This is a genomic window from Achromobacter deleyi (assembly GCF_902859705.1).
Classification (GTDB): Bacteria; Pseudomonadota; Gammaproteobacteria; order Burkholderiales; family Burkholderiaceae_B; genus Achromobacter; species Achromobacter deleyi.
On record NZ_CADIJO010000021.1, the window covers coordinates 1 to 22921 of the forward strand.

18 protein-coding genes and 1 tRNA gene are annotated in these 22921 nt (G+C 67.1%); 5 read left to right on the forward strand and 14 right to left on the reverse strand.

Annotated elements, in window-relative coordinates:
• On the reverse strand, positions 1-1314 hold a 1314-nt coding region (locus HV798_RS24065), incomplete at its 3' end, for a DEAD/DEAH box helicase (RefSeq protein WP_246289097.1).
• Positions 1315-1620: 306 nt separating this feature from the next.
• Here HV798_RS24065 and HV798_RS24070 point away from each other — a divergent pair.
• Both HV798_RS24070 and HV798_RS24075 read left to right on the forward strand, forming a co-directional pair.
• Complete coding sequence (locus HV798_RS24070) at positions 1621-3093, forward strand: YdgA family protein (protein WP_175193337.1); 1473 nt, start codon at positions 1621-1623, stop codon at positions 3091-3093.
• Positions 3094-3212: 119 nt separating this feature from the next.
• Positions 3213-4649: a YdgA family protein gene (locus tag HV798_RS24075; RefSeq protein WP_175193336.1), complete on the forward strand. Its 1437-nt coding sequence runs from the start codon at positions 3213-3215 to the stop codon at positions 4647-4649.
• Positions 4650-4689: 40 nt separating this feature from the next.
• Here the strand turns inward: HV798_RS24075 and HV798_RS24080 are convergent, their stop codons facing one another.
• The 8 genes from HV798_RS24080 to HV798_RS24115 form a co-directional block, all read right to left on the reverse strand.
• Positions 4690-5898, reverse strand: a complete 1209-nt coding sequence (locus HV798_RS24080; RefSeq protein ID WP_175193335.1) for a metal-dependent hydrolase family protein — start codon at positions 5896-5898, stop codon at positions 4690-4692.
• Positions 5899-5923: 25 nt separating this feature from the next.
• The gene (locus tag HV798_RS24085) at positions 5924-7651 is read right to left on the reverse strand and encodes a dipeptide ABC transporter ATP-binding protein (RefSeq protein ID WP_175193334.1); all 1728 of its coding nucleotides are present in this window, start codon (positions 7649-7651) and stop codon (positions 5924-5926) included.
• A gap of 7 nt (positions 7652-7658) precedes the next feature.
• Positions 7659-8585, reverse strand: a complete 927-nt coding sequence (locus tag HV798_RS24090; protein ID WP_025139966.1) for an ABC transporter permease — start codon at positions 8583-8585, stop codon at positions 7659-7661.
• A gap of 10 nt (positions 8586-8595) precedes the next feature.
• A complete protein-coding gene (locus HV798_RS24095; RefSeq protein ID WP_025139965.1) occupies positions 8596-9567 on the reverse strand; it encodes an ABC transporter permease in 972 nt (323 codons plus the stop codon).
• Positions 9568-9724: 157 nt separating this feature from the next.
• Positions 9725-11332 carry an ABC transporter substrate-binding protein gene (locus tag HV798_RS24100; protein WP_025139964.1) on the reverse strand — a complete coding sequence of 536 codons (1608 nt, stop codon included), beginning with the start codon at positions 11330-11332 and terminating at the stop codon, positions 9725-9727.
• A gap of 275 nt (positions 11333-11607) precedes the next feature.
• A complete protein-coding gene (locus HV798_RS24105) occupies positions 11608-12996 on the reverse strand; it encodes a GTPase/DUF3482 domain-containing protein (protein ID WP_175193333.1) in 1389 nt (462 codons plus the stop codon).
• Positions 12989-14419, reverse strand: a complete 1431-nt coding sequence (locus HV798_RS24110) for a DUF2868 domain-containing protein (RefSeq protein ID WP_175193332.1) — start codon at positions 14417-14419, stop codon at positions 12989-12991. Before HV798_RS24110 ends, HV798_RS24105 begins: the two co-directional genes overlap by 8 nt.
• Before the next feature lie 78 nt (positions 14420-14497).
• Entirely contained in the window at positions 14498-15382 is an 885-nt protein-coding gene (locus HV798_RS24115; protein WP_175193331.1) for a helix-turn-helix domain-containing protein, read from the reverse strand.
• Positions 15383-15553: 171 nt separating this feature from the next.
• Between HV798_RS24115 and HV798_RS24120 the strand changes: the two genes are divergently transcribed.
• Positions 15554-16447 (forward strand): DMT family transporter, encoded by an 894-nt coding sequence (locus tag HV798_RS24120; RefSeq protein ID WP_175193330.1) that lies wholly within the window; start codon positions 15554-15556, stop codon positions 16445-16447.
• An 18-nt stretch (positions 16448-16465) separates the two neighbouring features.
• Here the strand turns inward: HV798_RS24120 and HV798_RS24125 are convergent, their stop codons facing one another.
• The 5 genes from HV798_RS24125 to HV798_RS24145 all read right to left on the reverse strand — a co-directional run bounded on the left by HV798_RS24125 (position 16466) and on the right by HV798_RS24145 (position 20293).
• Positions 16466-17674, reverse strand: coding sequence for an aminotransferase class V-fold PLP-dependent enzyme (locus tag HV798_RS24125; RefSeq protein WP_175193329.1), 1209 nt, complete (start codon positions 17672-17674; stop codon positions 16466-16468).
• Positions 17675-17720: 46 nt separating this feature from the next.
• Positions 17721-18194, reverse strand: coding sequence for a RidA family protein (locus tag HV798_RS24130; protein ID WP_175193328.1), 474 nt, complete (start codon positions 18192-18194; stop codon positions 17721-17723).
• Positions 18195-18307: 113 nt separating this feature from the next.
• On the reverse strand, positions 18308-19210 hold the full coding sequence (gene gcvA, locus HV798_RS24135) for a transcriptional regulator GcvA (RefSeq protein ID WP_175193327.1): 903 nt from the start codon (positions 19208-19210) through the stop codon (positions 18308-18310).
• 136 nt (positions 19211-19346) lie between these two features.
• Positions 19347-19422 (reverse strand) — tRNA-Asn (locus HV798_RS24140).
• Between the two features lie 67 nt (positions 19423-19489).
• Entirely contained in the window at positions 19490-20293 is an 804-nt protein-coding gene (locus tag HV798_RS24145; protein ID WP_175193326.1) for an IclR family transcriptional regulator, read from the reverse strand.
• A 206-nt stretch (positions 20294-20499) separates the two neighbouring features.
• On the opposite strand from HV798_RS24145, the gene HV798_RS24150 reads away from it, so the two are divergent.
• Both HV798_RS24150 and HV798_RS24155 read left to right on the forward strand, forming a co-directional pair.
• Positions 20500-21894, forward strand: a complete 1395-nt coding sequence (locus HV798_RS24150) for an amidase (protein WP_246289099.1) — start codon at positions 20500-20502, stop codon at positions 21892-21894.
• 33 nt (positions 21895-21927) lie between these two features.
• The gene (locus HV798_RS24155) at positions 21928-22893 is read left to right on the forward strand and encodes a Bug family tripartite tricarboxylate transporter substrate binding protein (protein WP_175193324.1); all 966 of its coding nucleotides are present in this window, start codon (positions 21928-21930) and stop codon (positions 22891-22893) included.
• Positions 22894-22921: the final 28 nt, after the last annotated feature.

The window sequence follows — 22921 nt, forward strand, 5'->3', positions numbered from 1 at the left end:
CGGCGCACGGCCGCCACCGGCGCTGCGAGGCGCGGCGTTGGCCGGGCGCGAGCGGCGGTCGCCGCCATTGCCGTTGCCACCGCGGCCGCCATTGCGGTTGCCGCCGCGCGGGGAGCGCGCGTCTTCGTCGCGTTCCTGGCGGTCAAAGGCGGCCGCGCTGGTGGCGGGCGGGGTCCAGTCCAGCACCGGCTTGCGCTCGATGGTCTTCTTGATCAGGCGCTCGATGTCCTTGAGCAGCTTGATTTCGCTGTTGTCCACCAGCGAGACCGCGGCACCCGTGGCGCCGGCGCGGCCGGTGCGGCCGATGCGGTGCACGTAGTCTTCCGGCACGTTGGGCAGCTCGAAGTTGACCACCTGGGGCAACTGGTCGATGTCCAGGCCGCGGGCGGCGATGTCGGTGGCCACCAGCACCGTGACGGTGCCGTCCTTGAAGCCGGCCAGCGCGCGGGTGCGGGCCGATTGGCTCTTGTTGCCGTGGATGGCGGCGGCGGTCAGGCCGTCTTTCACGAGCTTTTCGGCCAGGCGGTTGGCGCCGTGCTTGGTGCGCGTGAACACCAGCACCTGGTGCCAGCCGCTTTCGCGGATGATGTGGCTGATCAGGTCGCGCTTGTGATGCTGTTCGACCAGGTGCACCGTCTGGGTGACCAGTTCGGTGGCGGTGTTGCGCGGGGTGACCGAGACTTCGCCCGGATCATTCAGCACGCCGCGGGCCAGCGAACGGATTTCGTCCGAGAACGTAGCCGAGAACAGCAGGTTCTGGCGCTGCTTGGGCAGCAGGGCCAGGATCTTGCGGATGTCGCGGATGAAGCCCATGTCCAGCATGCGGTCGGCTTCGTCCAGCACCAGGATCTCGACGCCGGACAGGTCGACCGTCTTCTGGCCGCAGTGGTCCAGCAGGCGGCCGGGCGTGGCCACCAGGATGTCCAGCGGCTTGCGCAGCGCGGAGATCTGGGGGTTGATGTTGACGCCGCCGAACATCACCATGGACGTCAGCGAGGTGTGCTTGCCGTAGGTCTGCACCGATTCGGCCACCTGCGCGGTCAGTTCACGCGTCGGGGTCAGGATCAGGCAACGGGGGCGGCCGGGCTTGCGGGCCTCGGGCTTTTTCTGCATCAGCAGATGCAGGATGGGGAGCGTGAAGCCAGCGGTCTTGCCGGTGCCGGTCTGGGCGGCGGCGAGCAGGTCGCCGCCTTTCAGGACCTGCGGAATCGCCTGGGCCTGGATGGGGGTGGGTGCGGTATAGCCGGTGTCGGCAATGGCGCGCAACAGGGAATCAGCCAGCCCGAGGTCGGCGAAAGAGGAAGAGGTAGTCAAAACAACTCCAGCGGCAGCCCGTCGCTCAAGTTGAGAGACTCCAATCCAGGCGGACGAATAAGGAGAAAAGGGAAGCGCCCTGATTGGGCGAAGCTTGGCGGCGAAGTGCCTAGCGGACGTGTGCAGATTGGCAAAGCACACTCGGCGATTGTAGCTGATGCCGCGCCGCAACACCCGTGCGATTCCCGATGGATGTATAACTAAGTAACATTTGGCAGCGGCTATTACGATTTAGGTGTAATCCCTAGGGCGATGCTCCCTATAATCCGAGCGCTTATCTCCCACATAAAGAAATAAAGGGTTGCTATGAAAAAGGCGGCAGTAGCGGGTTTGGTCGTTGCGCTGGGCGCAATCTGGACGGGCACGGCCTGGTACACCGGTCAAAAGGCCGAAGCATTCGTCAAGCAATCGATTGACGACGGCAACGTCGAACTCAAGAAGGTCGCCGACAAATGGGGCGTGAACGCCGTCATCGAACTGATGTCGTTCGAGCGCGGCGTGTTTTCCTCGTCCGAGCGTTATCGCGTGAAGTTCACGCTGCCTGCCAAGGATGGCAAGCCGGCCGAAGAGCACGAAGTCCAGTTCACCGAGCAACTGGATCACGGCCCCTTCCCGCTGTCGAACCTGACGTCGGGCAAGCTGGCGCCGGCCATGGTTGCCAGCCGCTTCAAGATCGAGGAAACCCCTGCCGTCAAGGGCTGGTTCACCGCCACCAAGGGCGCGACCCCGCTGTCTGGCGCCTACAGCGTCAGCTATGGCAAGACCATCACCGGCACGTTCAACCTGGCCCCGGCCGAAGCCACCAGCAACGCCACCACGCTGACCTTCGCGGGCATGACGGGTGACGTCACCTACGAAACCGGCACCAAGCACGGCATCTTCGCCATGAAGAGCGACAGCGTCGCGCTGTCGGGTCCGGCCGACGAAAGCGACATCGTGGGCATGGCCATCAAGGGCATCACGTTCAACAGCGACTTGACCCCGGGCAAGAGCGACATGCTCATGGGCAGCCAGAAGATGACCTTCAAGGACTGGACGATTTCGTCCAAGACCCGTCCGCCCGTGCAGTTCAAGGACACCACCGTGGCCGTGGACCTGGCGGAAGCCGACGCGGGCATCAGCGGCAAGCTGATGCTGGATTTCGGCATGATCAATGTCGAGAACAAGGACATGGCGGGCATGCAGCTGGCCCTGGGCCTGACCAATCTGGACCCGAAGGCGCTCAAGGCCCTGAACGACGTGTATGAAGGCGCCTCACGCCGCATGATGCAAAGCGGCGACGTGCAGAAGTCGCCGGACTTCACGCCGGAAGAGCAGCAATTGCTCAAGACCAATGCCGAACTGCTGCTGGCGGGCAACCCCAGCCTGTCGGTGTCGCCGCTGCAACTGCGCACCGCCAACGGCACGTCGACGTTCAACCTGGACGTCAGCCTGACCAAGCCCGCATCGGTGGACCGCCCCGCGTCGGAAGTGGCCATGCAGGCGATCCGCAAGCTGGACGCCAAGCTGGTGCTGTCCAAGGGCAACATGGCCGACCTGATGTCGATCCAGCCGCAGCTGCAAGGCGTGCCGGCCGACCGTGCCGTGCAGACCGCCAAGGGCCAGGCCGAAATGATCGGCACCATGGCCACCGCCATGGGCGTGGCCAAGGTTGAAAACGACAACATCGTTTCCTACCTGAACTATGCCGACGGCCAGGTCGACTTCAACGGCAAGAAGATGCCGCTGCAGCAGTTCATGATGATGGTCATGAGCGGCGCGATGGGTGGCATGCGCTAAGCCATTCAGGGCACTGATCGGATGCGCTGGCGTGATGCCGGCGCCCATTGCGGGCTGCGGCGCCTTCGGGTGCGGCAGCCCGTTTTTCATGTGACGATCACAACACCAAAAGGGGCATCATGAGAAAGTGGGTATCGACAGGCTGCGCCGTCGTGGCGCTGGGTGCGATCTGGACCGGCACCGCCTGGTACACGGGCAAGCAGCTGGAGGCGGGGCTGGGGCCGTTGGCCGAGACGGTCAATGCGCAGGCGCGGCAGATCGGCTTCACGGTGATGGGTCAGTCCGTGTCGTTCGAACAGGTGTCGTTCGAGCGGGGCGTGTTCACATCGCACGCGCGTTACCGCGTGCTGGCCGCTCCGTCCGAACAGGACCGCGTTGCCGACAAGCAGGCCGTCCAGTTCGTGGCGCGCATCGATCATGGCCCGTTTCCCCTGTTCCGGCTTGCCGAAGGCCATTTCCTGCCCGCGATGGCCGCCGCCCGCGTGCAGTTGGCCGAGACGCCCTCGACCGCCGCATGGTTCAGCGGAGCCAAGGGCGCGGCGCCGGCGATGGTCGAGGCCGTGGCCAGCTATGGCCGGGTGGTATCGGGCACGTTGACGCTGGCACCGGTGGATTATGCGCAGGACGGCACCACGGTCAGCTTCTCGGGCCTGCAGGCCCGGGCCAGCGTGGCCCCGGATGGCAGGCACACGACGTTTGCCGTTGCGGCCGAGAAGATGGATTCCACCGAGCCGTTCGATGAAAAGGGCGTCACGCGCACGCGCCGGCTGTCCCTGCGCGGGCTGGACTTTTCGCACGAATCGACCCAGGCCGCCGACGGCGCGGTGACCAGCGCCAGCCAGGCGGCGATCAAGCACTGGGCGGTGGAGATCGACGATCAGCCGGTCACGTTGCGCGACCTGGTCGTGACGGCCGACGCCAGCGGTACGCGCAATGCCATGAACAACACGCTAAAGGTGCAGGTCGCAGGGATCGATGTGCGCGGCACGCAGGTGGCCAGCGTGCGCATGGCGGCCCGCGCAGCCAACGTGGACCTGGCCTCGTTCGAGGCCTTTCGCGGCACGATGGAGCAGGCTGAGGGCGGCGCATCGATGGGCGAGAAAATGGAGGGCATGGCGCTTCTGATGAAGTTCCTGCTGGCCAAGCCGACCTTCGCGGTGGACACGCTGCAGGTGGACACGCCCAGCGGCCCGGCGACGCTGCGGCTGGAGGTGGCACTGGATGCGCCTACGCTGTGGAACCGCGCGCCGGCCGCGATCATCAAGGAAACCGTGAAGAAGCTGGACTTGCGCCTGAGCGTGCCCACCGAGAGCCTGGTGGACCTGATCTCGGTGCGTGGCCTGGCAGAGGGGCTGCCTGCCGAGGTCGCGCGCGATGCGGCGCGTCAGCAGGCCGATGCCATCCGCGACCGGTTCCTGCGGAGTCAATGGGGGCGTCAGGACGGCGACAAGCTGGTCACCAATCTGAACTTCGAGGGTGGCCAGGTGGATATCAACGGCGAACGCATGACGGTCGATGCGTTCTTGGCCCGGCCGCTGATGCCGCGCTATCGCTGAAGCACCGCGGACCCGCGCCAGGGTCCGCGTCCGCGGGATATCAAGCCGGTAAAGCCCCCGCCGCCACGTCGCCGTTACGCAGTACCGCTACGTGCGAGCGCTTGTCGGCGGCCTTCATGATGTCTTCGGTGGGGTCGCCCTGCACCAGCAGCAGGTCGGCCACGTTGCCTTCCAGCACGGCGCCGTGCCGGTCCATGCCCATCAGATCGTGGCCGCGGGATGTGCCGGCGATCAGCGCGTCTATCGGCGTCATGCCGAATTCGACCATATAGGCCAGTTCCATCGCGTTGTCGCCATGCAGGTTGAAGGGCGTGCCGGCGTCGGTGCCCAGCGCGATGCGGCCGCCGGCCTTGTAGTACATCTGGATGGATTCGCGGTGGCGTTGTTCCACCGCGCGGGCCTTTTCCACCGCGTAGGCGGGAATGCCGTTGTCCGCGTTGGCCACGATGTTGCGCACGGCCGCGATGGTCGGGACCAGGTAGGTCTGCGCTTCCAGCATTTCGCGCAGGCAGTCCTCGTCCATGAAGATGCCGTGCTCGATCGAGTCGATGCCTGCGCGCACGGCGTTCAGGATGCCCTGGGTGCCCTGCGCGTGGCTGGCCGTGCTTTTGCGAAAGCGCTTGGCTTCGTGCACCCCCGCCTTCATTTCGTCGAAGCTGTAGTGCGCATCCATGGGGCTGACGCCGGGCGTCATGACGCCGCCGGTGGCCATGATCTTGACGAGGTCGCAGCCGGCATGCACCTGCTCGCGCACCGCCTTGACCACTTCCTCGCAGCCGTCGGCCACACGGCCGATGCGGTTGCCGTGGCCGCCCGTCATGCAGATGATGCGGCCCGAAGCCTTGATGGTCGGGCCGGGAAATACGCCCCGCGCAATGGCGTCGCGCACGCCGAACTCCAGGTAGTCCTTGCCGCCGCAATCCCGTAGCGCCGTGCAGCCGCCGCGCAGCGCCGCCTGTGCGTTTTCCAGTGCGGTCAGCGTAATTTGGGCGGGTCCTTGCTTGGCCATCTGCGTCTGTGGATCGGCGCCGCCGGTGTAGACCAGGTGCACGTGGCAATCGGCCAGGCTGGGCATCAGTGTCATGCCGCTCGTGTCCACCCGCCGCCCGGCGAAACCGGTGAATTCACCGGCTGGCGCCACGCGCACGATGCGCTCGCCTTCCACCAGCACGCCGTGATTGGGCAGGATCTTGCCCAGGCCATCGAACACCTTGCCGCCGATGAACAGGGTTTGCCGCGTTGCCGTCATGTCTCGCTCCTTGGGGGTAGAGGCCCTAGCCGATCACTTCCAGCCCCTCGCGGGACATGGCCTGCAATCGAGGCATCAGCCCCAGCAGGTGCTGGCTATAGGGGTGCTGGGGATGTTCGAACAGGGCTTCCGTATCCGCCACTTCGAGCAGTTCGCCGTAGCGCATCACGCCGACGCGATCGCACATCTGGCGGATCACCGGCAGGTCGTGGCTGATGAACAGCATGGTCAGGCCCAACTGCTCCTGCAGGTCTTTCAGCAGGTTCAGGATCTGCGCCTGGATGGACACGTCCAGCGCCGAGGTGGGTTCGTCGCAGATGAGAAAGCGCGGCCGCGTGGCCAGGGCGCGCGCAATGCAGATGCGCTGGCGCTGCCCGCCCGAGAATTCATGCGGGAAGCGCTCGGCGGCGCGGTCGCCCAGCCCCACCACGTCGAGCAGGTCGGCGACCACCTGGCGGGTTTCGGCTTCGTTGGCCGCCAGCTTGTGAAAGCGGATCGGCTCGGCCACGATGTCCAGCACGCGCATGCGCGGATTGAGCGACGAGAACGGGTCCTGGAAGATCATCTGGATCTGCCGGCGAAACGGATTGAGCTGCTTTTCGCCCTTGATCGCGGTCAGGTCGGTGCCGCCGAAATTGACTGATCCTTCGCTGGGCGTATACAGCCCCGAGATCAGTCGCGCCACGGTGGACTTGCCCGAGCCGGATTCGCCCACCAGGCCGAACACCTCGCCTTCGCCGATCGAGAAATTGACGCGTTTGACGGCATCCAGCGTGCGCTGATTGCGCTTGAGCAGCGCGGCCTTGAGCACGAAGCGCATGGACAGGTCCTTGACCTGCACCAGCGGGCCGCCGGTGGCCGCGCCGAAGTCGCGGCGCTGCCCCAGCCAATGCGTGGCAAGGTCCAGCGGCTTGGCGGGCGTCTTGACGTCTTCGATGTAGGTGACCAGCGGAAAGCGCTTGAGCTTGATGTCCGGCCGCGGCACGGCCGAGATCAGGCTGCGGGTGTAGGGGTGATCGGGGTCGCCCAGGATCTTGGCGGTGGGGCCTTGCTCGACCAGCTTGCCGTGGTACAGCACGGCCACCCGGTCGGTCACGTCGGCGATCACGCCCATGTCGTGGGTGATGATGATCATGCCTACCTGTTCCTGGCGGCACAGCTTTTTCAGCAGGTCCAGGATCTGCGCCTGGATGGACACATCCAGCGCCGTGGTGGGCTCGTCCGCGATGATCACTTCGGGTTCGCAGCACAGCGCCAGCGCGATCACCACGCGTTGCCGCATGCCGCCCGAGAACTGGTGGGGGTATTGCTGCACGCGCAGCTCGGGCTGGTCGATGCCCACTTGGGCCAGCAACTGCACGGCGCGTTTCTTGGCGGCATCGTGCGTCAGGTCCAGGTGCACCAGCATGGTCTCGACCAGCTGGCTTTCCACCGTCTGCAGCGGGTCCAGCGAGGTCAGCGGGTCCTGGAAGATCATGCCGATGCGGCGGCCGCGCACTTTGCGCTGTTGCGCCGGGGTGAGCGTGTCGATGCGTTCGCCGTTGAGCAGCACCGCGCCGCCCGCCAGGCGGCCGGGCGCTTCGAGCAGGCCGATCACGGCGTTGCCGATGGTGGACTTGCCGGCGCCGGACTCGCCGACCACGCCCAGGATTTCGCCTTTCTCCAGCGACAGCGACACGCCGTCCACGGCCACCAGGGTGCCGCGGCGGCTGGGAAATTCAATGCGGATGTCTTCGATGTTGAGCAGGGCCATGACGTCCTCAGCGCAGCTTGGGGTTGAGCGCGTCGCGCAGCCAGTCGCCCAGCAGGTTGACCGACAGCACCAGCGCCACCAGCGCGATGCCGGGGAAGATGGAGATCCACCACATGCCCGAGAAAAGATAACTGTTGCCGATGCGGATCAGCGTGCCCAGCGAGGGCGCGGTGGGCGGCAGGCCCACGCCCAGGAACGACAAAGTGGCTTCGGTGATGATGGCGATGGCCAGGTGGATGGTGGCGATGACCAGCACCGGTCCCATCACGTTGGGCAGGATGTGCCGGCGCAGGATGGTGATGCGGCCGATGCCGATCAGCCGCGCCGCCTGCACGTATTCCTTGTTGCGCTCGACCAGCGTCGAGCCGCGCACCGTGCGCGCGTATTGCACCCAGCCGGAAATGCCGATGGCGAAGATGAGTACGTACAGCGCCAGCTGGTCATGCATGTCGCGCGGCAGCAGGCCGCGCGCCACGCCGTCGATCAGCAGCGCGACAAGGATGGCGGGGAATGACAGCTGTACGTCGGCGATGCGCATGATGAAGCTGTCGACGCGGCCGCCGGCATAGCCGCTGATGAGACCCAGCGTGACGCCCAGCACCATCGAGAACAGCACCGAGGCAAACCCCACCAGCAGCGATACCCGCGAGCCATACATCACGGCCGACAGGATGTCGCGGCCCTGGTCGTCGGTGCCCAGCAGGAAATCCGGGCTGCCGCCCTCTTCCCAGGCGGGCGGCGTGTTGGCGTCCATGATGTTCACGGACGCGAGGTCGAACGGGTTGTGCGGGGCGATAAGGGGCGCGCCCAGCGCGCCCAGAAAAATGACCAGCGTGACGGCGGCGGCGACGATGGCGCCTGGCGAACGCTTGAAGCTGTGCCAGAGGTCGCTGTCGGCGGCGCGCGAGAAAAAGGGAGCGATGCGGGCGATCATTGGGGTTCCCTTATTTGCTCTGTACGCGCAGGCGCGGGTCGACGGCGAAATACAGCAGATCGACCACCAGGTTGATGACGACGAACATGAAGGCGATCAGCACCAGGTAGGCGGCCATCACAGGGATGTCGACCATGCTGATGGCCTGGATGAACAAGAGGCCCATGCCCGGCCACTGGAACACCGTCTCGGTGATGATGGCGAACGCGATGATGGAACCGAGCTGCAAACCGGTGATGGTGATGACCGGCACCATGGTGTTCTTGAGCGCGTGGCGAAAGTTGATGAGCCGTTCAGGCAGGCCGCGGGCGCGCGCGAACTTGATGAAATCGGCGCGCAGCACTTCCAGCATTTCGGCGCGCACCAGCCGCATGATCAGGGTCATCTGGAACAGCGCCAGCGTGATGGCCGGCATGATCAACGCCAGCAGTCCCGACTTCGTCAAAAAGCCCGTGGTCCACCAGCCCAGCCCCACCACGTCGCCGCGGCCAAAGCTGGGCAGCCATCGCAGCTGCACGCCGAAGAACAGAATGAGCAGGATGCCGATGAGAAAGGTGGGCAACGAAATGCCGGCCAGCGAGATGGCCATGAAGGCCTTGGACAGCACGCCATGGCGCTTGAGCGCGGTGTAGATGCCCATGGGGATGCCGAGTGCCAGCGCCATCACGGCGGACACGAAGGACAGCTCCAGCGTGGCGGGCATGCGTTCTTCGAGCAGTTCGCTGACGGGGCGGCGGTGGCGGTATGAAATGCCGAAGTCGCCGCGTACCGCGTTAGCGACGAAATGCGCGTACTGCACCACGAACGGGTCATTCAGGCCGAGCTGTTCACGCAGCTGTACGCGCTGTTCGGGCGTGGTGTCCTGCCCGACCATGCTGGCGATCGGGTCGCCCACATAGCGGAACATGGAGAACGCGATCAGCGCCACCGTCAACATCACCAGCACCGACTGGATCAGCCGCTGCGCAATAAAGGAAAGCATGGTTGGATGCCCTCTTGGTCGGATAACGCCGGGCCGCGCGTTGCCGGGGTCGGCAAGCGGGGCTGGGCCGGGCGCGCCCGGGCGGCATGCGGCCGCCCGGAGATCGCATCATCGAAGGCCGGCAGGCGCCTTGCGGCGCTTGCTGGCCTTTGTGGGGCTACGGCAGGACGACGTCGCGCAGGTCCAGCACGTCATCGGCGCGCTGGATGACCTTGATGTTGTCCTTCACGCCCCACGACATCGGCTGCTGGTGCAGCGGCAGGTAACCGAAGTCGCTGCGCACGATGCCGAAGGCTTCCTTGATCATCGCGTTGCGCTTGGCCTGATCGGTTTCAACGCCGATTTTGTTGGTCAGGTCGTCGACCTTCTTGTTGCAGTAGCCGCCCAGGTTGAACTGGCCCGCGGCCGTCTTGGCATCGCGGCACGACGTCAGGTTCAGCAGCGTGTTGTGGGCGTCGGTCGAGCTGGGCGTCCATCCCAGCATGTACATGCTGGTCTGGTTGCCGGCCTGCAGCAGGATCTTGCCGAAGTACTTCGACTTGGTCTGCGCCAGCAGGTTGATCTTGATGCCGACCCGCGCCAGCATGCCGGCCACGGCCTGGCAGACCTTTTCGTCATTGACGTAACGGTCGTTGGGGCAGTCCATGGTGACCGTGAAGCCCTTGGGATAGCCGGCTTCGGCCAGCAGCTTCTTGGCGCGTTCGGGATCCGGCTTGTAGGGGGCACCGAACGATTCGTCGTAGCCGTTGATGGCCGTGGCGATCAGCGAGCCCAGCGGCTTGGCCGCGTTGCGCATGATCTTCTCGTTGATGGCCTTGGTGTCCACGGCCAGTACGACGGCTTCGCGCACCTTCGGGTCCTTGAAGGGGTTCTTGCCCTTGACGTCCGAGAACAGCAGTTCGTCGCGGTCCTGGTCCATGCCGATGAAGATGGCGCGGGCTTCGGGCGCGGTCAGGGGTTTCACGCCCTTGGCGTCTTCCAGGCGCTTCCAGTCCTGCACCGGCACCGGCTGCACCAGGTCCATTTCACCGGAAATCAGCGCGGCCACGCGCGTGGCTTCCTGCGTGATGGGCTGGAAGATGACTTCGTCGACGTTGGTCTTGATGTCCTTGTTCCAGTAGCCGTCGTAGCGCTTGAGCACCGTCTTCACATCCGGCTGGCGCGAGACCAGCATGAACGGCCCGGTGCCGTTGGCGTTCAGGTTGGCATAGTTGCCCTGGTTGTCGCCCTTGACGTTGGTAGCTTCGGTGGTCTTGTTCTTTTCCGACCACGACTTGCTCATGATGTACAGGAACACCCATTCGCGCGGCAAGATGGGATTGGGCGTGGGCGTGGTGACTTCGATGGTGTAGTCGTCGACCTTCTTGATGTCGGACGCCTTGGCGCCGTAGCCCTTCATGTCCGAGCCAGGCGTGAGGCTGCGCTTCCAGGAGAAGATGACGTCGTCGGCGGTGAAGGGTGAGCCGTCATGGAACTTCACGCCTTTGCGCAGCTTGAAGACCCACTTGGTGGGCTCGGGGTTTTCCCAGCTTTCGGCCAGCAGCGGCGTCAGTTTCAGGTTGCCGTCGTAGCCGGCCAGCGTTTCGTAGATGTTGCCCTGGAAACCCAGCGTGAAGGTTTCGTTCAGCGCCATCGGATCCATCGATGTGGCGTCGCCTTGGTACGACCAGTGGAAGGTCTTGGCGGCCGCGCCGGCGCTGAATGCCAACGAGGCAGTCAGTGCAGCCGCCAGCGCCGCTTGCTTGATGTGGGGAAAAGTACGCATAGCCCTCATGCTCCGTAATGCGCGGATAGCGCGACAGAAGTGATAGGGCCCTGGCCCCACCGGGAGCCGGGGCATGGCGTTGCTGCTTACGACGAAAGGCGGTTCACGGTAGATCCAACCCCTTGTGATTGTCATTGGCGGGGACGGACCGCACCGATGCAGATCGAATCTTATAGACGCATTCGTTTAAGCGTCAATCGGTTTGGATTGGGGTTAGTACTTGCTTGCTTCACGCTGGGAATGGTGCGTTTGGCGGGTGGCGCGGGCGCGCGGACTCAAGGCGCTGGCGCGGGGTCGGAAGCAAGGGTTTTCGCCAATTCGCGCACCACTTGCTTGCGGCGTTCGCTGTCTTCGTGGCCTTTGGCCAGCGCCGACCATTCGGGCCGGCTGCGCGCTTCCTTGAGCGCGTCGGGCAAGGGGCCGCGGCGCAGGGATTCGTCGTCGGGGCGTTGCAGCCGCAGCGGGTCGCGGGCGGCGTGGCCGCGGCGTTCCAGCGCATCGATCAATTGGCGCTGGCGCAGCGCCAACAGGCGCAGCACGGCGTCGTCCACACTGATCTCGCGCCAGCCGCGCAGCTTGCCCGCCACGCGCTTGCCGAGCTTTTCCACGCCCTGCCACAGGCCACCGGCGGCGGCGCCGATCAGCATGCCGGTGCCCAGGCTCAGGCCCGCGCTGAACAGGTCCACGGCGGCGCCGGCCATGGCGCCGGCTGCGGCGCCCATGCCCACCTGCACGCCCATGTCCTTGAGCGCCTGGGGGTGGAACAGGTCCATGCCCCAGCGTTCGCCTTGCAGCGGCAGCGCATCATCCGAAAAGTCGGACGCACGGAAGTTGTACAGCGCCAGCAGCGCGGTGACGCAGGCTTGCTCGCGTTGACGCACCTGTTCGCGCAGGCGCTGCGACGCATCGGCCAGCGCGGTGTCGTCGCCCGCGCTGGCGATGTGCAGCGCGGCGACATCCACCAGCAGGTCGGCCAGCAGTTCGTACGCGGCGGCGTGGCGTTCGCGCCGCTGCCGGGCCAGGCTGTCGGCCAGGCGCGCGAGCGTATCGGCGTGGCGGTCCAGCAGCACGCCAAGCTTGGTGTAGAGCTGCTGCTCGCCATCCAGCGGTGGCGCGACGGTATCGAATTCGACCGCGGCGTGCAGGCCCAGGCGTGCCAGGGCGTCGCGCCATTCGGCGGCGCGGTGGGCGGGCGCATTGACGAAGTTCAACACGGGCAGCAAGGGGCGGCCGCAGGCGGCCAGGATGGCGAGTTCGTCGCGGTGCTTGCTGAGCACGGGATCGCGCGCGTCGATGACGTACAGCGCGGCGTCGCAGTCCAGCATCTTCTTCAGAACGCGGGCTTCCTGCTCGTAGCGGCCATGGGCCTCGGGCGTATCGAGAAAACGCCGGATGCGCGCAGGGCCGTCCAGCCGTTCTTCGGGAGGCGCCAGGCGTTCCAGGTATTCGAGCAAGGCAATGCTGTCTTCCATGCCGGGCGTGTCGAACCATTCCAGCACGGCGCGGCCGTCCAGCCGCAGACGTGCGCCTTCGACATGGCGCGTGGTGCCCGGGCGGTCGGCAACCTCGCCGAAGGTGGTGTCGCGCGTCAGCGTGCGCAGCAGGGACGTCTTGCCGGTGTTGGTGTGTCCCACCACCGCGATGCCGATGACATGATCAGGCATGGTCGTGCTCCAGCCAGGCCAAGGGGGCGCCGGTGCTGTCCAGGATGGCGCCCGCAGCCAGCCCGAGGGCGGCCAGGCGTTCGCGCCACAGCGGTTCGCGCGTGTCGGCGTTGGCCGGGGCCAGCAGCCAGACGCGTGTCTGGCCGGCGTGCGCGGCCAGCTCCGCAATCAGCGCCAGGGTGCCCCGGTCGGGGGTCTGGCGCGCGTCGCAGGCGATCAGCAGGCGCGAGGCGGCGGCCTGAGCCAGGGCATCCAGTACGCGGTGGCGCTGTTCGCGGGTATCCAGCTTGCCGGCATCGCGGATGGTCGCGGGCAGCTCGGCCGGCGGCCAGGGCAGATCCGCGGGCAGCTCCAGCCCCAACAGCACGGGCTGGCCGCCCAGGACCAGCGGCGCGGCCGGCGCCACGCGCGGTTCGTGCAGCGGATCCACCGGCCGGTCGATGCCGGTGGATTGGACCGGCGGGTCCAGCCGGTCGCGCAGCGCCGCATGGCCTGCCAGCGTGGGGTCGATGGCCAGAGTGCGCACCGCCCGGCGGGCAACGGCCAGGCAGGCCAGCCAGGCCGCGAGGCGCGGCAGAATGCCGTAGACCACGACCACGCCGATCAGCCATACCGACCATTGCACCTGGGCGTCGGCGGCCAGCGCCTGGGCGCCATCGCTGGCGCGCACCATGGCGGCGTCAGGCAGTGCAAAGCCCAGCTTGGATGGCAGCCAGCCGATGGCCTGCGTCAGCCAGACGAAGGTGTCGGGCGCAAGTAGCGTGGTGGCCCAGATGAAGCGGTAGCTGGCGGTGGACAGCAATACCAGCAGGGTTGCCAGCGCCGCACCCAGCCCGGCCAGCCACAGGCCATGGCTGACGGCGCCGAACAGCCCGCGCAGGGCGCCGGCGCGTGCCATCAGGTTCAGGAAGGCCTGGGGCACCAGCGCGCCGTCCGGTCCACGCGCCAGCTTGCGCGTGGCCCAGAGCCACAGCCGCCCCAGTGGCGTCATGGCCGCGGGCCGCAGCAGGAAGCTGGCCAGCCACAGCAGAAACGTCAACGCATGCAGGCCCAGCAAGGCGCCCAGCGCCCACAGCACGTTCACGGGCCGCGTACCGTCACCCAGGGCGCCCGCGGCCACACCCACGCCGGACACCAGCGCCAGCAGCAGCAAGACAGCCAGCACGGCGAGCGCGCTGCGGCGCCAGCCGTCGATCAGGGGAATCAGGTTTTCGCGTTGGGCCAGCAGTTGGGCACGGGCCAGGATGCGGTCTGGCAGCGGGACATCCTGTTGGCGCACCTGCCGCACCACACTGGCGTCTTCCAGCGGCCCCCAGTGGGCTTCGCGCAGCCGGATGAGTTCGGCCAGCCAGTGGGCGCGCACGGGCGACTGGCCAGGGGCGTCGAGGGAGTAGGAAAGGTCGCGGGAAGTCGGCGATGGCATCGCGGGCAGGGCAGGCGATCAGGCCGCGAAGGGCGATGGTCCATTGTAGACCGCCCGCGTGCGGGCGCCGCCTGGGGGTCAGTGGCGGCGGGCGGCGCGGTATTGGCCGGGCGTGACGCCGACCGCGTCGCGGAACACGCGCGACAGGTGGCTGGCATTGCCAAAGCCCGAGGCCTGCGCGATGCCGGCCAGATCGCCCTTGCCGGCGGCCAGCAGTCCGCGCGCATGGGCCAGCCGGCGGCCGCGCACCCAGGCGTGCGGCGGCTCGCCGAAAGACGCGTGGAACATGCGGGCGAAGTGATAGGTGGACAGCGCAGCCACGCGGGCCAGCTCGTCCAGCGTCAGGGCGTCGGCCAGATGCGCATCGACGTAGTCCATCACGCGCCGCCGCACGGCGGGCGCCAGGCCGCCGCGCGCGGGGACGGCGGCGCGGCGCGTCACGCCCTGGTTCAGCAGGTGGTGCAGCACGGTTTCGGCCGCGCTGCTGGCGGCCAGCCGATCGGCGGGCGCGGCCCAATCGGTGCCCAGCAGGGTCCGGCAGACATCGGTCAGGGAGTCGTCGTGGATGTACGTGCGGTCACGCAGTTCCAGCGTGCGTGGTTCGCAGTCCAGCCGCATCACGGCTTCGCGCGCCAGGCGTTCCGGGGCAATGTACAGATGCAGGAAATGCACCGTGTCGTTCATGCTCCAGCGCGAATAGTGTTCGGCGGGCAGCACGCAGAACTTGCCGGCGCCGCCATGCAGTTGATGCCCGACACGAAACGATTTTTCACCGCCGTGCAGATAGAGCGACAGCGTGTGGTGCCCCGGCATGTCGTAGCCCAGCGTCTCGCAGGCGCTGCGGCCCCATTGCGAGATGGCGATGCCCTCGCCCAGCGAGGCCGCGCGTTCCAGCGTGGCGGTGGAGGCGGACAGGGTGCGAAAGACGGAGAAGTCGGACGGAGCCGAAGCGGTGGTGCCCATGGAACCGAAATGCTACTGCGATCCACGCGTGCGCGGCAGGTACCGGCGAAGAAAAAACCGCAAGAACCGGCAATTTTTCGGACTTCGTTCGAGGCAGACTGGGCCTTGCTGCCGGCCGCTGTCCGCAGGTCTGGCCCTCATGTCTTTTTCTGCCCTGCGGGGTGTCTCAAAGTGAACCTTTTCCTGTATTTCCTGACTGTCGTCATCTGGGGCACCACCTGGATCGCCATCAAGCTGCAACTGGGCGTGGTGGCCATTCCGGTGTCCATCTTCTACCGCTTCGCACTGGCCGGCCTGGTGCTGTTCGCCATGCTGCTGCTGATGCGCAAACTGCAACGCCTGGACCGGCGCGGACATTGGCTGTGCCTGGGCCAGGGCCTGTGCCTGTTCTGCTTGAACTTCCTGTGCTTCTACACGGCCACGCAATGGATTCCCAGCGGCCTGGTATCGGTGGTGTTCTCGGCCGCAACGCTGTGGAACGCGTTGAATGCGCGGCTGTGGTTCGGCACCCGCATCGCCCCGCGCGTGATGGTCGCCGGCCTGGTGGGTTTTTCCGGCCTGGTGCTGTTGTTCTGGCCGGAACTGTCGGGCCAGCAGGCCAGCCACGAGACCCTGCTGGGCCTGGGCTTCGCGTTGCTGGGCACGTTCTGCTTTTCGACCGGCAACATGCTGTCGTCGCTGCAGCAGCGCGCGGGCATTCGCCCGTTGACGGGCAATGCCTACAGCATGCTGTACGGCGCCGCGGTGCTGTTGGCGGGCTGCGTCGTGGCGGGCGTGCCGTTCCGTTTCGACACGTCCTCGGCCTACGTGGGCGCCCTGCTCTACCTGGCGATTCCGGGGTCGGTGATCGGTTTCACCGCCTACCTGACGCTGGTCGGACGCATGGGGCCGGCGCGCGCGGCCTACTGCACCGTGCTGTTCCCCGTGGTGGCGCTGAGCGTGTCCACCTTTGCCGAAGGCTACCAGTGGACGCCGCCCGCATTGCTGGGCCTGGCGCTGGTCATGTTCGGCAACCTGCTGGTCTTCACGAAATGGACGCCGTTCGTGCGCCGGGCGGCGGCGTAACGGCCCAGGCCATGGGGCTTATCGGCGCTGGCCGGCCAGGGTGCGCAGCGCTTGCACCAGCCGGTCGATTTCATCCGGATGCGTCAAGTAGCTGACCGAGGCGCGCGCAATCTGCGTCAGCCCGCGCGCATTCATGTCCAGCGGTGTGTACGGCACGCCGTTGCTGCCGATGACGATGCCCTGCGCCGCCAGCGCCTGCTGTACGGCAGTGGCTTCCTGGCCCGCCAGGTTGAACGACACCAACCCCGAAAGTTCGCGCCCCTGGTCCAGCACCTCGATGCCGGGGATGGCAGCCAATTCGGTGCGCAGCGCCTGGGCGGTGGCGTCGACCTGGGCGCGGATCGTATCCAGGCCGATATCCAGCGCTTCCTGCAATGCATTGGCCTGGCCGCAACGCAGCGCCACCGACGCCTCGGCGGATTCGAAGCGTCCCGCATCGGCGCGCAGCCGGGGCTCGCCGTCGGCATCGAGCGGCGCGGAATAGGTGTCGACAAAAGCGGGCGTCAGCTGCGCCAGGAAATCGCGCCGCACATACAACAGGCCGGTGCCGCGCGGGCCGCGCAGCGCCTTGCGGCCCGCGCCGCTGAGCACATCGCAGCCGACTTCGGTCACGTCCACCGGGAGTTGTCCCACCGCCTGCGCGGCGTCCAGGTAGTACGGCACGCCGGCCGCGCGCGTCACCCGGCCCACGGCGGCAGCGGGGTTGATCAGGCCCCCGTTGGCGGGCAGCCAGGTCAGCGCCACCAGACGCACCCGCGCATCCAGCATGGCCTGCAAGGCAGCGGGGTCGACGCAGCCGCTGTCATCGGATGGAATGGTTTCGATGGACACATCCACGCCGCGCGTCGCCAGCCGCATGGCCGCCAGGTTGCCACCCCATTCGTGGCGGCCGACCAGGATGCGGTCGCCGTCGCGCCACGGGCCCAGCGCCGCGAACGCCGAACCCCAGCCGGGTGAGTTGCCGCCCGTCAGCGCGATTTCATCGGTCTGGGCGTTGAGCAGCCGGGCCGCCAGATCGCGGGCCTTGCCAGTCAGTGCGCGGGCGGCCACGCCCGCTTCCATGGGCCCCTGCTCGGCCTCGCGCCGCAAGTGGGCCTGGATGGCGTCCAGCGTGGCGGCGGACGGCAGTGATGCGCCCGCATGGTTCAAGTGCACGGTGGTGCGCGTGCCGGGCGTGGCGGCGCGCAGCGCCTGCAAGGTGTCGGGGGTCAACGGGGCAGCGGGCATGGCAGTTCCAGAAAGCGGCGCCGGACCGCAGCCCGGCGCCAAGACATCAGGCGGGGGTCAGTGCGATGACCGCTTCGACTTCCACGGCCACGCCTTGCGGCAGCGACGCCACGCCGACGGCGCTGCGCGAGTGACGGCCCGCATCGCCGAACACCTCGACCATCAGGTCCGAGGCGCCGTTGGCGACCGCGCTCTGGCGGTTGAAGTCCGGCGTGCTGGCCACGAACACGCCCAGGCGCACCACGCGGGCCACGCGGTCGATGCGGTCGCCGGTGGCGGCGGCGATCTGCGACAGGATGCCCAGGCCCGACAGGCGCGCGGCGGCCACGCCATCCTCGTCGGACACCTGGTTGCCCAACTGGCCCAGGAACGTGGGCTTGCCGCCCTGGCGTGAAATCTGGCCCGAGATATAGAGCAGGTTGCCTTCCTGCACGAAAGGCACGTAGTTGGCGGCGGGGGCGGCCGCGGCTTCCAGCGTCAGGCCAAGTTCGGCCACGCGGCCGGAGATCGAGCGGGTCATGGGCATCACCTCTGAAACGGAAAAGGGAAAAGACATCCCCCCCGATGCTATCGGCCGCAGCCGGCGCTGACCAATCAATTCTTGCCAGGTATATATGAGTAAAACTAATGCGTTCAGTCCGATGCCGCGGCGTCGGCCAACCAGGCATGGAAGGCCTGCGCCGTGTCGTTGGCTTTGCCGCGCGGGCTGATGAACCACCAGCCGATGCGGGCATCTTCCAGAACCGCGCCCGGCAGGGCCTGGACCAGTGCACCGCTGGCCAATTGCGCGGCGATCATCCGGTGACGGCCCATCGCCAGGCCCTGCCCGGCCAGCGCGGCTTCGACCACGATGTTGTAGTCGTGCAGGCGCACCGTCTGGGCGCGGCCCAGATCCAGGCCGAAGCGACGGGCCCAGGCATCCCATTCGAAAGGGTGTTTGGTGTGCGAGGCCAGAAGCGGATAGCGCAGCAGGTCGTCGGGCGTGCGCGCACGCCGTTTGCCAGCCACCAGCGCCGGTGCGCAGACCACGGACAGCCGTTCGGACATCAGGCGCCGCGCCCGCACGCCAGGCCACGTGCCGCGGCCATAGCGGATCGCCACGTCGACCTCGCCGCCCGCCACATCAGCCAGGCCGATATCGGGCAGCAACTGCAGGTCGATCTCGGGATGGGCCGCGGCAAAATCCGGCAGGCGTGGCGCCAGCCAGCGGGTCGCGAACGAGGCCAGCAGCCCCACCTTGAGCACGCGCCGTTCGGTGGCCGGCGCGCGGATCGCCTCGGTGCCCTGGCGCAGCAGTTCAAAGGCGGCATGCACCCGCTGGTAGTAGGCCTGCCCGGCCGGTGTCAGCGCCACGGCGCGGGTACGGCGTTCGAACAGCACCACGCCCAGTTCCGTCTCCAGCCGCTGGATATGGTGGCTGATGGCGCTTTGCGTGACGAACAGTTCTTCCCCTGCCAGGCTGAAGCTCAGGCGCCGTGCGGCGGCCTCGAAGGCGCGCAGCGAGACCAGGGCGGGCAAGGAACGGTGGGAACGCATGGCAGATGCAGGGGGAACCAGGGATGCGCGTCATCCTACGCCGGGTGGCGGGCGCAATGCAAAAAGCCCTTCAAATGGGACTCGCCAATGCAAAAGGCCCGCAACAACGTTGCGGGCCCTTCAGTACTGCATTCTTTGGCTCCCCGAGCTGGGCTCGAACCAGCGACCTGCGGATTAACAGTCCGTCGCTCTACCGACTGAGCTATCGGGGAACAGGTAGAGGGGCCGAATTATGCACAAATTTTGCGGGGAATGCAAAACGGGTGTGCGCGGACCGTTTTACCCCTGCTGGATGGCCTGCGCCGTGCGGAACAATTGCGGCACGATGTCCTGCTGCAGACGGTCGACGGGATAGTCGTGGCGCAGTGCCCGCACGCTGATGGCCGCCAGCGGCGCATTGCGCGCGTCGCGCATCAGCACGGCGGCGCCCACCTGGTTCTGCAGCACCTGGTCCTCGGTCAATGCATAGCCGTCTTCGCGGGCCTGGCGCACCAGATCCGCCAGTGCGTCGGGGGCGGTCACGGTGCGCGGCGTGTAGGCGCGAGGCGGCGATTGCCGTAGCGCGGCCTGCACGCCGTCATCGTCCAGCGTCGTGAGCAGCATGCGGCCACCGCTGTTGCACCACGCCGGCATGCGACGCCCGGGCAGCATTTCGGCCAGCGTCAGCTGGCGGCTGGGCAGGCGCAGCAGATAGATCATGTCGCCGCCGGCCAGGACGCTCAGGTGCACCGCCAGCCCGCAGCGGTCTCGCAGCGCCACCAGATGCGGCGCGGCCATCGAGACCAGCCGGTCGTTGCGCAGGAAGAAATAGCTCAGCTCCACCACGCGCGAGCCCAGGCGATACCGGCGCGTCGCTGGGTCCTTGACCAGGTAGTCCAGCTTTTCCCACGTATGCACGAAGCGCTGCGCGGCGCTCTTGCCCAGGCCGGTCAGGGTGGCGATGTCGGTCAGGCCCAACGATTCGGTGGCGTCGCGGAACGCTTCCAGCACACGCATGCCCTTTTCCAGCGAGGCGACGAAGAGCGGGTCGTCGGCTGCGGGGGCGGCGGGCAACTCAGCGGCGGGGGGCTTGCGCGTGGCCATGGCGGGATTCGTCCGAAAAGCGACCAAAAGGTGTTCTATGGGCGTGGCTCACGAGTTTCCCCGAATTGTCCGGGAGGGGGATAGCCACTATAAAGTTAATTATTCAATACTTTGTATCGTATAGCAATACACCTAGGCTGCACATGACGATTGCCCCCCTGTCCGCTCCCCCCTCCCTTTCCGCCACGCCTTCTCCGCTTTGCCACATGACCGCCATGGCGCTGCGTACCGACATCGCCGCCGGCCGGGTCAGTGCGCGCGAGGTCACCGCAGCGCACCTGGCGCGCATCGCCGATGTGAATCCCCACGTCAATGCCGTGGTGACGTTGGACGCAGAGCGCGCCATGGCGATGGCCGCCGCCGCCGACGAACGCCAGGCCCGCGGCATGGTCCTGGGCCTGCTGCACGGCCTGCCGGTGGTGCACAAGGATTCGTTCCTGACCGCCGGCATGCGCACCACGTATGGCTCGCCCGTGTACCGCGACTTCGTGCCCGGCCACGACAGCCTCATCGTCAGCCGCCAGCGCGACGCCGGCGCCATTACACTGGGCAAGAGCAACCTGCCCGAGTTCGGCGCCGGCTCGCAGACCTACAACACCGTGTTCGGCGCCACCCGCAATCCCTACGACCTGCGCATGACTGCTGGCGGCAGCAGCGGCGGCGCCGCGGCCGCCCTGGCCGCGCGCATGGTGCCGCTGGCCGATGGCACGGACATGGGCGGCTCGTTGCGCAACCCGGCCTCGTTCTGCAACGTGGTGGGCCTGCGGCCGTCGCCCGGCCGCGTGCCGCAATGGCCCAGCGCCAATCCCTACAACGCCTTGACGGTCGCCGGGCCCATGGCGCGCACCGTGGCTGACGTGGCGCTGCTGCTGGCGGCCACTGCGGGCCCGGACCCGCGCGATCCGCTCTCGCTCGAGCAGGACCCGGCGCGCTTTCTGGACAGCCTGGAACGCGACTTCAAGGGCGTGCGCATCGCCTATGCTCCCACCTGGGGCGGCTTGCCGACCGAGCCCGCGGTGGTGGCGGCGCTGGCGCGGCAACTGCCGGTGTTCCAGACCTTGGGCGCGATCGTCGACGAGGCCTGCCCCGACTTCACCGGCGGCGATGCCGCCTTCCATGCGCTGCGCGGCCAGGTGTTCGCCGTGGGGTACGAGGCCACGCTGCGCGAACACCGCGCGCTGCTGAAGGATTCCGTGGTCTGGAACATCGAACTGGGCCTTACCCAGCCGGCGGCCGCGGTGCTGCAGGCCGAGCGCGACCGCACCGCCCTGTTTGCGCGCATGCACCGGTTCATGCAGACCTACGAATTCATGATCGGTCCCGTAAGCCAGGTGCTGCCGTTTGCCGCAGAAACCGAAACGGTGGCGCAGATCGAAGGCGTGCCCATGCACAACTACATCGACTGGATGCGTTCGGGCTATTACCTGTCGCTGACGGGCCATCCCGCCATTTCCGTGCCCTGCGGCTTTGCGGCCAATGGCTTGCCCGTGGGCATCCAGATCGTTGGCCGCTACCGCCAGGAGCACGCGCTGCTGCAGCTGGCGCACGCGTTCGAACAAGCCACCCAGTTCTGGCGCCAGGCGCCTGTCTTGCCGTCCTGACCTTCACTTCATAAAACACAAGGGGAATTCCACATGCACAAACCGTTCGCCCGGGCGTTTGCCCTATGCCTGTTGTCCGCCGCGCCGTTGTGGGCCGCCGCGCAAAGCTATCCCGACAAGCCCGTCACGATGGTGGTGCCGTTCCCGCCGGGGGGCTCCACCGACGTCATAGGCCGCCTGCTCGCCGCCAAGCTGGGCGCGAGCCTGGGGCAGACCGTCGTGGTCGAGAACAAGCCCGGCGCGAATACGGGTATCGGCGCCGCGGCCGTGGCCCGCGCGGCGCCCGACGGCTATACCTTCATGATCACCGGCGCGCCCACGTTCACGCTCAATTCGCTGCTTTACCCCAACCTGAACTACGACCCGCTCAAAAGCTACGAATACGTGGCCATCGCGGGCAGCACGCCGTTCGTCATCCTGACCAACCCGCAGACCGGCATCGGCAGCGTGGCCGACATCACCCGCAAATCCGCCACGCAACCGCTGAGCTTTGGCTCGTTCGGCAATGGCTCCACGCCGCATATCGCGGGCGAATCCCTGGCCCAGCTCACCGGCGCCAAGCTGCTGCACGTGCCCTACCGCGGCAGCGCGCCCGCCATGACCGACCTGATCGGCAACCAGATTCCCTTGTCCATCGATACGCTGGTGGCCAGCTTGCCGCAGATCAAGGCAGGCAAGGCCCGTGCGGTAGCCCTGACGGGCCGCACGCGTTCGACGCTGGCCCCCGACGTGCCCACGGTCGCCGAAAGCGGCGTGGCCGGCTACGACTTCGAGACCTGGTTCGGCATCGTGCTGCCACGCGGCACGCCGGCCCCCATCGTCGAACGCCTGTCCAAGGAAATCCAGGCGGTCATGGCGCAGCCGGACACCCGGGCCAAGCTGCAGGATCTGGGCTTTGACGCCACCTACCAGGACCCGGCGGCGTTCCGCAGCAAGGTCACGGCGGAACTGGACCGCAACGTGGCCATCATCAAGGCAGCGGGGATTCGTCCCGAGTGACAGGGGTATTTCAGGACGGCGCCGGCTG